Annotated in this window: 8 protein-coding genes and 1 tRNA gene; 5 read left to right on the forward strand and 4 right to left on the reverse strand. The window is 59.8% G+C overall.

Annotation, left to right across the window (positions count from 1 at the left end; genetic code table 11):
* The first annotated feature begins 126 nt into the window (after positions 1–126).
* Genes IE038_RS14425 through IE038_RS14435 form a run of 3 tightly spaced genes read left to right on the forward strand, consistent with a single transcriptional unit; the run spans position 127 to position 3,284 of the window.
* A complete protein-coding gene (locus IE038_RS14425; protein ID WP_163935027.1) occupies positions 127–1,536 on the forward strand; it encodes a circularly permuted type 2 ATP-grasp protein in 1,410 nt (469 codons plus the stop codon).
* Positions 1,537–1,539: 3 nt separating this feature from the next.
* Positions 1,540–2,490, forward strand: coding sequence for an alpha-E domain-containing protein (locus IE038_RS14430; RefSeq protein ID WP_163935030.1), 951 nt, complete (start codon positions 1,540–1,542; stop codon positions 2,488–2,490).
* Complete coding sequence (locus IE038_RS14435; protein WP_163935033.1) at positions 2,487–3,284, forward strand: transglutaminase family protein; 798 nt, start codon at positions 2,487–2,489, stop codon at positions 3,282–3,284. The genes IE038_RS14430 and IE038_RS14435 overlap by 4 nt, the downstream gene beginning before the upstream one ends.
* Before the next feature lie 2 nt (positions 3,285–3,286).
* Here IE038_RS14435 and IE038_RS14440 read toward each other — a convergent pair whose 3' ends face one another.
* Positions 3,287–4,090, reverse strand: a complete 804-nt coding sequence (locus tag IE038_RS14440) for a cytochrome c (protein WP_189395819.1) — start codon at positions 4,088–4,090, stop codon at positions 3,287–3,289.
* Between the two features lie 530 nt (positions 4,091–4,620).
* Between IE038_RS14440 and IE038_RS14445 the strand changes: the two genes are divergently transcribed.
* Positions 4,621–5,349 carry an amidotransferase gene (locus IE038_RS14445; protein ID WP_163935036.1) on the forward strand — a complete coding sequence of 243 codons (729 nt, stop codon included), beginning with the start codon at positions 4,621–4,623 and terminating at the stop codon, positions 5,347–5,349.
* Positions 5,350–5,358: 9 nt separating this feature from the next.
* Here IE038_RS14445 and IE038_RS14450 read toward each other — a convergent pair whose 3' ends face one another.
* The 3 genes from IE038_RS14450 to IE038_RS14460 all read right to left on the reverse strand — a co-directional run bounded on the left by IE038_RS14450 (position 5,359) and on the right by IE038_RS14460 (position 7,981).
* Positions 5,359–6,330, reverse strand: coding sequence for a magnesium and cobalt transport protein CorA (locus tag IE038_RS14450; RefSeq protein WP_163935040.1), 972 nt, complete (start codon positions 6,328–6,330; stop codon positions 5,359–5,361).
* A 62-nt stretch (positions 6,331–6,392) separates the two neighbouring features.
* Positions 6,393–7,115 (reverse strand): lysophospholipid acyltransferase family protein, encoded by a 723-nt coding sequence (locus IE038_RS14455; protein WP_163935043.1) that lies wholly within the window; start codon positions 7,113–7,115, stop codon positions 6,393–6,395.
* Between the two features lie 176 nt (positions 7,116–7,291).
* Entirely contained in the window at positions 7,292–7,981 is a 690-nt protein-coding gene (locus tag IE038_RS14460) for a crotonase/enoyl-CoA hydratase family protein (RefSeq protein ID WP_163935046.1), read from the reverse strand.
* A gap of 289 nt (positions 7,982–8,270) precedes the next feature.
* Here IE038_RS14460 and IE038_RS14465 point away from each other — a divergent pair.
* Positions 8,271–8,360 (forward strand) — tRNA-Ser (locus tag IE038_RS14465).
* Positions 8,361–8,465: the final 105 nt, after the last annotated feature.

The following is an 8,465-nucleotide window of genomic DNA, read 5'->3' on the forward strand; positions in this document are numbered from 1 at the left end:
GTGTATCTCGCACTGCACTGGTGCGGCGTTTTTCCCTCGCATCTATAACCACTTGAAATAAAAGCATTTATGCCGATGGCACGGGGCTTGCGATGACGTCTTGGTCCGGATGACAAGGAGTTCGGCATGATCCGCAGCTTTTATGACGAAATGTATGCCGGCAACGGCGAAGTCCGAGCGCACTACAGCGGATTCGCCAGTTGGCTGGCCGAGACCCCGGCGGAATTGTTGGCTCAGCGTCGTCGGGAAGCCGACCTGCTGTTTCATCGCGCGGGTATTACATTCACCCTCTACGGCGATGAGCAAGGCACTGAACGGCTGATCCCCTTTGACACGATCCCCCGCAGTATTCCCGCCACAGAGTGGCGGGTGATCGAGCGGGGCTGCATCCAGAGGGTCAAGGCCCTCAATCTGTTTCTCGCTGACCTCTACCATGATCAACGCATCCTGCGGGCCGGCATCATTCCAGCCGAACAGGTGCTGGCCAACGAGCAGTATCAGTTGGCAATGCAGGGGCTGAACCTGCACCGTGACGTGTATGCGCATATCTCCGGGGTTGACCTGGTACGCGACAGTGACGGCAGTTACTACGTGCTGGAAGACAATCTGCGTACCCCCAGCGGTGTCAGCTACATGCTTGAAGACCGCAAGATGATGATGCGCCTGTTCCCAGAGCTGTTCGCTGCTCAGCGCATCGCGCCGATCGACCACTACCCGAACCTGTTGCTCGACACCCTGAAAAGCTCCAGCCCGCTGGATAACCCCAGTGTCGTGGTGTTGACCCCAGGGCGCTTTAACAGTGCTTTCTTTGAACATGCTTTCCTCGCGCGTGAAATGGGCGTGGAACTGGTTGAAGGGGCGGACCTGTTTGTGCGCGACGAGCGGGTATACATGCGTACCACGGACGGCCCCAAGGCGGTTGATGTGATTTACCGGCGTCTGGACGATGCCTTCCTCGATCCGCTGGCCTTCAACCCCGACTCGATGCTGGGCGTGCCCGGCCTGCTGTCTGCCTACCGTTGCGGCAATGTGGTGCTGGCCAACGCCATTGGTACCGGGGTGGCCGACGACAAGTCGATCTACCCCTATGTCACCGACATGATCCGTTTCTATCTGGACGAGGAGCCAATTCTGAAGAACGTGCCGACCTGGCAATGCCGCAAACCGGCTGAGTTATCCCATGTGCTGGCGCATCTGCCGGAACTGGTGGTCAAGGAGACCCAGGGCTCGGGCGGCTACGGCATGCTGGTCGGACCAGCGGCCAGCCGTGCCGAAATCGAAGCCTTCGCGGCGCGGATCAAGGCTCGGCCTGCGGCCTACATCGCTCAGCCGACGCTGTCGCTGTCGACCTGCCCGACCTTTGTCGAGAATGGCATTGCCCCACGGCATATCGATCTGCGCCCCTTTGTCTTGTCTGGCCGGGAAACCCGCGTGGTGCCCGGAGGGTTGACCCGTGTGGCGCTGCGTGAGGGCTCGCTGGTGGTCAACTCGTCCCAGGGGGGCGGTACCAAGGACACCTGGGTCGTTGAGGATTGAATCATGTTGAGTAGAACGGCCTCGGATCTGTATTGGATGTCGCGTTATCTGGAGCGGGCGGAGAACCTCGCGCGGATGCTGGATGTGAGTTACTCACTGTCACTGATGCCGCAGGATGGCCGGGGAGGCGGCCTTGATGAGCTGGCGATGCCTTTGCTGATCACGGGCACCCTTGATGACTACCTGGCACGTCATGGCGAGTTGCACGCCGAGCGGCTGTTGCAGCACTTCGCGCTGGACCCAGGCAACCCGGCCAGTATCTACAGTTGCCTGGGCGCGGCGCGGGCCTGTGCCCATGCGGTGCGTGGGCGAATTACCGCCGACATGTGGGAGAATATCAACGCGGCCTGGCTGGAAATCCGTGGCATTGCTGAACAGGGCGTGGGGCGTTACGGCCTGAGTCGCTTTTGCGAGTGGGTAAAAGAGCGCTCGCACCTGTTTCGCGGCGCCACCTACGGCACCATCATGCGCAACGATGCCTTTCGTTTTATCCGGCTGGGCACCTTTATCGAGCGTGCCGACAACACGTTGCGCCTGCTTGACGCCCGTTATGAAGTGCTCGGTGATGAGGCCGATGCGGTCAGTGACAGCTCGGCCCGAGGTTACTACCAATGGAGTGCCTTGCTCAGGGCGCTGTCGTCGTTCGAGGCCTACACCGAGATCTACCGCGATGCTCCCGCAGCGCGGCATGTGGCCGAGTTGCTGTTGCTGCGGGCTGACGTGCCGCGCTCGTTAAGGGCCTGCACCGAAGAGATCGATCAGATCCTCGCCAGCCTGCCCGGCGCCAATGGCCGCCCGGCACAGCGCCTGGCCGCTGAGGTGGATGCACGCCTGCGCTACACCGGTATCGACGAAATTCTCGATGCAGGCCTGCACCCTTGGTTGAGCGACTACATCCCGCTGGTGCGCCAGTTGGGCAACGCTATTCACAGCGCTTACCTGGAGGTCGTATGAGACTGACCATTAGCCATGAAACTGCCTATCGCTATGAAGATCCTGTTCGCAGCAGTATCCAGTACCTGCGCCTGACGCCGCACGATACTGAACGGCAGCAGGTGTTCAGTTGGCACCTCGACCTGCCTCGTCCGGTGCGTGCTCAAGTGGACCCATTCGGTAACATCCTGCATGTGTTGAGCCTGGATGAGCCACATTCCGAACTGATCATTCGTGCCCAGGGGCAAGTGGAAATCGATGAACAGTTCGAGGCAGAGCATGACGCGGGTTCGGCGTTACCGTTTTTGCGTTTCACGCGCTTGACCGAAGCCGACGAAGCATTGCGTGCGTTTGCCGAGCGTCAATGTCGCAAGCGCCGCGACCGCTCCGCGCTGATTGAGCTGATGCACGGGTTGCATGAGCGCATTGCCTATACCCCCGGGGCGACGCTGGTGGAGACCTGTGCCGCGCAGGCATTCGCGGGTGGTGCTGGCGTCTGTCAGGACCACGCCCATGCGTTTCTGGCCTGCGCTCGCAGCCTCGGCATTCCGGCGCGGTATGTCTCCGGTTACTTGTTTGACAGCGATAGCCAGCATCTGGCGAGTCATGCTTGGGCAGAGGCCTGGTTGGACAACGGTTGGTACAGCTTTGACGTCACCAATCAATTGCAGCGCCCCGAGCGCCACTTGAAATTGGCAGTCGGCCTGGACTACCTGGACGCGTGCCCGGTACGGGGTATGCGTCGTGGCGGTGGCTTTGAGCAGATGCACGCCAAGGTGCTGGTCACCCCGACCCTCAGCGCGCAGCAGCAATAGCCCTAGGGCTGCTTGTGGTCGGCCATGTGTTGGAGGTAGGCGAGCAGGGCGTCCAGTTCCCCGTCGCTGAGCACACTGCTGCTGAAACCTGGCATTTTCGCCTGTGGCCACTGGCGCAGGCTTTGCGGGTCACGGATGTAGCGACGCAGGTACTCGAGGTGGAAGTACTCGGTCGGGTTGTAGGGCAGGTTCAGGTCCGGGCCGAACTGCGCGTCGCCTGCACCGTTGAGCGTGTGGCAGGCCAGGCAGTTTTTCTGGAACACAGCAAAGCCCAGGTTGACCGGGCTATTGTCTGCCAGTCCTGGTGCCGGACGCATGGCCGGGAAACGCTCGGCAACGGCTGCCAGCAGGCGAATGCTGGCAACCTGGAAAGGCCACTGTTCAGGGCTGATATGGCCCGCTCCTGGGTTCGTCCACACTAAATAAAACGGGCCCGCACTTGGCTTGCCTTTGCCCAGGCCCGGCCAGGGGCTGGCGGGGTCTTCGATGGCCAGCCAGGCTTGGGCTGGCCCCTTGGTGAGCAGTGGCCCCGCAGGCATCTCGGCGGCAAAACCGTCCAGCGCAACCGCCTGCAGGTGATCCTGTGCTGAAACGCCCGTGAGCAGGGCGCTCAGAGGGATTGCGCGGTAGTGCATGGCTTTTTTATAGGACACATCATCAGTGATGCTGATCGACTGCGTTTGCGGGTGCTTGAGCAAGTCTTCGGTTTGCCAGCGGATGGGCGCATCGCCCAGTTCCAGAACCAGTTGAGCGGCCTGTACGGGCAGGCTCAGGGCGGCAAATAGCAGGACAAGGCAGCGTCGCATGAAACAGTCTCCAACCAATGAGGCCGGCAGCATACACCACGGCAGATGCGGTCCTGAGGTGCGTGCCCGGTTTAGCCGAACAGTCGCGATAGATTCGGCAGAATCAAGAGGAGTGTAGTGGCAAAGAGGATGAGCCCTGCCTGACGTACCTTGGTGTGTTTGAACATGGCTGACTGCCTTTTTGTTGTTATTTCCTGAATGCCGAGTGGCGTCCCTGTCGAAGGTCTTGCGTGTAATTTCGGGCCTGCCAGGCACCGACACAAACCTGCTGAAAGTGGGTATACAACTAACCTTAGGGTCAGCGGCACCCACCTTTTAGAACTGTTTGGTATTTACAGCTTAAAATAAATTTCTTTTGGCTATCAGGCGTTATGCCATCCCATGACGATCGCCCTTTCTAGACGCATGCGTGCAGTTCGTCGGTGGATCCAGTTAGCGCGACCGTTCGTCGGTGCATTCTACTTGCTTACAAGCCTTATTCGCGGCAGGCTCTAGCACGCTTTTCACCTTTGTCGTTCGGGACTATCTCTATGTCGCTACGCATCTGCATCCTGGAAACCGACGTCCTGCGGCCGGAACTGGTCGATCAGTTTCAGGGCTACGGACGGATGTTCGAGCAACTGTTTGCCCGGCAGCCCATCGCTGCGGAGTTCAGCCTGTACAACGTGATGAACGGCGAGTACCCCAGCGATGAGCAATCGTTCGATGCTTATCTGGTCACGGGCAGCAAAGCCGATTCGTTCGGCAGCGATCCCTGGATTCAAACCCTCAAGACTTTTCTGCTCGAGCGCTATCAACGTGGCGACAAGTTGCTTGGTGTGTGTTTTGGCCATCAACTGCTGGCGCTGTTGTTAGGCGGCAAGACCGAGCGTGCGACTCAGGGCTGGGGTGTCGGTATTCACCGCTACCGGGTGAGTGCACAGCAGCCGTGGATGACGCCGGCAATCGAAGACCTGACCCTGTTGATCAGCCATCAGGATCAGGTCACCCGCTTGCCGGAGAACGCCACGCTGATTGCCTCGAGCGAGTTCTGCCGCTATGCCGCCTATCACATCGACGATCAGGTGTTGTGCTTCCAGGGCCACCCCGAGTTCGTCCATGACTACTCCCGGGCGCTGCTTGACCTGCGCCAGCAGCACTTGGGCGATGAGGTCTACCGCAAGGGGTTGGCCAGTCTTTCCGCTGAGCATCAGGGCGAAACCGTGGCCGAATGGATGATGCGCTTCGTGGCCTATAAGCCTGAGGGCACGTCGGCCTGACGGCGCCTCTCAGAGCCAGCCGGAGCGCTTGAAACTGGCAAAGAGTGCGGAGCAACCTACGGTGATCACGCCCAGTACCGCGAAGTAGCCGTATTGCCACCCAAGCTCGGGCATGTTCTGGAAGTTCATGCCATAGATGCCGGCTACGGCGGTGGGGAAGGCCAGTATCGCCGCCCAGGCGGCGAACTTGCGCTGGACGATGCTTTGCCGCGATGACTCCAGCAGCATACCGATCTCGATGGTCTGGCTGGCGATGTCACGAATGCCCGCCAGGTCTTCCATCTGCCGGGTTACGTGAATCTGCACATCGCGAAAGTACGGCCGCATGTTCTTGTCGATGAACGGGAATGTCAGGCGTTGCAATTCCTCGCTGATCTCGACCATCGGGGCCACGTAGCGACGCAGGCGCAGAATGTCCCGGCGCAGGCCGTGCAGGCGCTTGATGTCATCTTCATTGAGTGCGCCACTCAGTACACTCTGTTCCAGCTCTTCGATTTCGCCGTGAATGGCTTCGCTGACCGGCTGATAGTTCTCGGTGACAAAGTCGAGCAGGGCGTAGAGCACGAAGTCCTCGCCGTGCTCCAGCAACAGTGGGCGTGCCTCGCAGCGCTGGCGTACCAGCGCGTAGGACTTTGAGTGGCCATTGCGGCAGGTGATGATGTACCCCTTGCCGGCGAAAATGTGCGTCTCGATGAACTCCAGCTTGCCCTCGTGGCGCACGGGCGAATACGTCACGATGAACAGTGCATCGCCGAACGTTTCCAGCTTCGGCCGGCTGTGCTTTTCCAGCGCATCTTCAATGGCCAGTTCATGCAGGTTGAACTGTCGCTGCAGGTTGGCCAGCTCCTGTGCATCCGGTTCTTCCAGGCCGATCCAGACAAAGTGCCCTGGCTTGCTGGCCCAGTGACTGCCTTCGTCCAGTTTGATTGACGTAACTTTTCTGCCGGCGCTATACACCGCGGCTGCAACGACTCGTCCCATGACTGCTCGCTTCTTCAGGTTATCCTGTCAGCTTGGTATGACTGCATCGATCCGGCAACTGCTCAGGCCGACTGCAGTTCGTTTTCCATCGTATCGATGCAGCGCTGCATCTGCTCCCGGCACTGTTGGATCAATGCCGGGATGTCATCTTTGCCGAGGCCGCTGGTAGCGATGGGCGCCAGCGAGCGGATGATGACATTGCCGCTGTTCCAGCGATTCAGGCGCATGCGTTGTGCATAACGGCTGACACACACCGGAACGATGGGAACCCCGGCCTCGATTGCCAGGCGGAACGCGCCGCTCTTGAAGTCGAGCAACTGGCTCTCGGGGTTTCGGGTGCCTTCCGGGAAAATCCAGATTGAGGTGTTGTTGTGTCGCACGATCTGGGTGGTGCTATGGAGTGCCTGTCGCGCATGGTAGGCGTTACTGCGGTCGACCAATATATTGCCGCCGAGCCAGAAGATCTGACCGAAAAAGGGTATCCAGCCCAGGCTTTTCTTGCCAATGCAAACGGTGCGTGGCGGGACTACATTACCGAGGACGAACAGGTCGAAGTTGGACTGGTGATTGGCGATGATCACGCAGCCGGGCGGCTGGTCGAACAAGGGGCCGACTTCGGCCTTGACGCGCAGGCGCAACAGCCCGCCAATGGGCCACGCATACAGGCGAGCGAAAATCCGGCTGTTATCTGGATTGAAGGGACGACACAGGCCGATCAACAAGCCAAGCACACCTGCCAGCAGAAAGTGCATGCCCAACAGAAGCATACGGATCAGATAAAGCATTGAGTGACTCACACTGGGCAAACGCGGCGCAGTGTACGGCTGTGCACTCTTGGGGGCAAACGCTGATGGCACGCGTCGAGTGTCAACGCATCGCAGGCAAGACCGGCCAGGTGTGAAAGCCCTTGTCCTGTGTGGGCCCCGTGGTAAGCCGGTTTGCCTGCGATCGGTGGGGGCCGTTAGCCCAAGTGTTCCTGATCGAGAATGATCGCGTCGTCCAGGGTGTCGAGCAAGGCCTTGCGCACCTTGAGCTTGGTGTTCTTGTGCGCCGTCATGTTGATTTTTTTCAGTTGCCGGGCGGCGGCCAGTGCGGTTTCCTGCAGCGTGTCGACTGCCACGACTTTGTCCAGGAAGCCGGCATCGACGGCGCTGGTCGGGTCGAACATCTCGCCATTGATCACCGAACGGTGAAAGGCCGAGCGGCGCAGGCGGTCGCGGGCCAGTTCGATGCCCGCGTGGTGCATGGTCATGCCGATCTGCACTTCGTTCAGGCCGATGCTGAAGGGGCCTTCGACACCGATACGGTAATCGGCCGAGAGCAGCAGAAAGGCTCCCTTGGCCACGGCGTGCCCTGGGCAGGCGACAATGACCGGGAACGGGTGGGCAAGCAGGCGACGGGACAGGGTAGAACCTGCGGTGACCAGGCTGACGGCAGCCTGTGGCCCGGAGGTCATCACCTTCAGGTCATACCCGCCGGAGAGGATGCCCGGCTGGCCGGTGATGATTACCACTGCACGGTCCTGCTGTGCACGATCCAGCGCGGCGTTGAACGCGGTGATCAGGTCGGGGGAGATCGCGTTGACCTTGCCGTTGTTCAGGGTCAGGGTCGCGATGCCATCGTCCAGGTGGTAGGTAATCAGCTCACTCATGAGAGGGATCCTTTGTTGAGAGTGAGGCAGACGTTACTCAGCCTCTGCGGCCAGGTAAAGCGCCAAGGCTGACCGGTCAGTCAGCCTTGGCGCGTGCGGCCCCGTGGGCTGGGGGGCGAGGATGAAAGGCGGGTAAAGCACTTTATAGATTGGCGGCTTTGCCCTGTTTAGCCGGTAAAACGGCTCGCTGCCCTTAAGCGCATGAAAATTCTGAAAAAAACCTTTGCCAAAGGAAAAACTTTCGACTACATTAGCGCCCCTCGACAGGCTGAACAGCTTGAAGAGATCCGGTGAAGTGTCCGAGCGGTTGAAGGAGCACGCCTGGAAAGTGTGTATACAGGAAACTGTATCAAGGGTTCGAATCCCTTCTTCACCGCCAGACAAATGAAAGCCCCGAACTCCTGTAGTTCGGGGCTTTTTTGTTGTGCGCCAGGCATGGCGCGTTGCGCGTTAGCGCAACCCGTTTGGCTGTGGTGGCTGAATG

Origin of the sequence: Pseudomonas laurentiana (assembly GCF_014648275.1) — a bacterium.
Classification (GTDB): domain Bacteria; phylum Pseudomonadota; class Gammaproteobacteria; order Pseudomonadales; family Pseudomonadaceae; genus Aquipseudomonas; species Aquipseudomonas laurentiana.